This window comes from Mesorhizobium sp. M7D.F.Ca.US.004.03.1.1, assembly GCF_003998635.1.
GTDB lineage: Bacteria > Pseudomonadota > Alphaproteobacteria > Rhizobiales > Rhizobiaceae > Mesorhizobium > Mesorhizobium loti.
Map to the genome: position 1 here is coordinate 1 of NZ_RZQG01001035.1, position 1960 is coordinate 1960.

Sequence of the window (1960 nt, forward strand, 5' to 3'; positions counted from 1 at the left end):
ACCCAAGTGCAACCGGGCGGCCAAGCGTGGGGCTCTGGTAGCTCGAGGTGACAAAGCCCTGGCTGCGCAATCTGCCGTCGATCCGTTTGATGCCGTGCGCGCCGGTCGGCAGCGGCGCTTCGCCTTGCGGCACCGCCAGCCCGACAAGCTGCATGCGGTTTCCGCGCGACGCCTCTTCGGTGAACAGCGAGCGGCGGCCGACGAACTCGGTCTTGCGCTTGGCACGCGGGCCGTCGACGCCGAGATCGTGCGGCAGCGTGGTGCCGTCGGTGTCCTTGCCGATGACGATAAAGCCTTTCTCGGCGCGCAGGATCATCAGCGCTTCGAGGCCGATGACGACGACGTCGAACGCCTGGCCGGCCTGGCGCAGTTGCGCCCATAACGGCTCGGCGCGATCCGCCCGGATCGAGATTTCGTAGCTCCGGTCGCCGGTGAAGCTGACACGCGCGATGCGGACTTCGTCGCCGCCATAGGTGCCATGACCGACCGCCATATGCGGCAGGTCGGCATCGTCGAGCGAAAGACCGAGATCCAGAGTTTCGAGTAGTTTTCGGGCGTTCGGCCCCGAAACGGTCAGCGTTGCCATGTCTGATGTGGCGTTGTGGATGTAGACCGCGCCGCGGCCAAACCGGTCCTGGCGCCATTCTTCCAGCCGGGCGTGCACGGCAGCGACATGCGAGGACGAGCACGAGACGACGAAGCGATGTTCGTCGAGCCGCACCAGCACGCCGTCGTCGAAGACCACGCCATTCTCCGACAGCATGAAGCCATAGCGGCAGCGGCCCGGCTTCAGCGTCGACATGGTGTTGTAATAGAGAAAATCGACGAACGCAGCCGCCTGCGGCCCGATCACCTCGATCTTGCCGAGCGTCGAACCATCGAACAGCGCCACAGACTGGCGGGCGCGTCGCGCCTCGTCCGCGATCGAACGCTCCGCGTCCGCGTTGCCGCCATAGTGGGCCGGGCGCAGCCAGCCGCCATATTCCTGGAAGACAGCGCCGCTGGCGCGATGCACGCTCTCCAGCGGCAGCCGCCGCACCGGCGCCATCAATTCGCCGACGCGCGCGCCGGCAAAGCTTGCCAGCGGCACCGGCGTGAACGGCGGCCGATAGGTGGTGGTGCCTACCTCCGGCACCGTACGGCCGGTGATCCCGGCCATCAGCGCCAGGCCGGGCAGGTTGGAGGTCTTGCCCTGGTCCGTCGCCATGCCGAGCGTGGTGTAGCGCTTCAGATGTTCGACCGAGACGAAGTTTTCCCGCGCCGCAAGCTCGACGTCCTTCACCGTCACGTCGTTCTGATAGTCGATCCAGATGCGTCCCTTCGAGCCCGGAATCGGCCATGCCGGGTGGATGCCGCCCGTCGCCTCCGGTCCGGTGCTGCGCGGTAGGGCAGCCTTCGTCTGGCCGAGCGATGCAACGGCGGTGCCGGCGCCAGCAAACACCTCCGACAAGGAAACCGCGCCGGCTGCGGCACCTGCCACGGCGATGCCGTCGACCGGATCGCCGGGCAGGAAGGCGGCGCGCGTCTCGCTCCAGGCGAGCTTGCCCTTGGCCTGGCCGAACAGATGAATGGTTGGCGTCCAGCCGCCGGAGATCAGCAAGCAATCGGTATCCAACCTCGTGCCGTCGTCGAGCGTCACGCCCTCGACGCGCAGCCTGCCACTAGCGGAAGCCAGGGCGCGCCCTTTGACCAGCCGGACATTGGCGGGCGCGTTAGGCGTGCCGTCGCGCCGCAGGTCGACAAGCGTGACTTCAGCGCCTGCCTCGGCAAGCGCCCCTGCCGTTTCATAAGCGCTGTCATTGTTGGTGGCGACGACAATGCGGCGGCCGACAAGTACGGCATGGCGCCTGAGATAGGCGAGCGCCGCATCCGCCGACATGATGCCCGGCAGGTCGTTGTTGGCGAAAGGCAGCGGCCGCTCGATGGCGCCGGTCGCCAGCACGATCTGGCGCGGCCTGAC

General features: G+C 67.4%; 1 protein-coding gene. It reads right to left on the reverse strand.

Translation table 11 applies throughout. From position 1 onward, the window contains the following. Window positions 1-1960, reverse strand: a 1960-nt coding sequence (locus EN935_RS33495; protein WP_127374098.1) for a glycine cleavage T C-terminal barrel domain-containing protein, incomplete at both ends; no start/stop codon positions are given.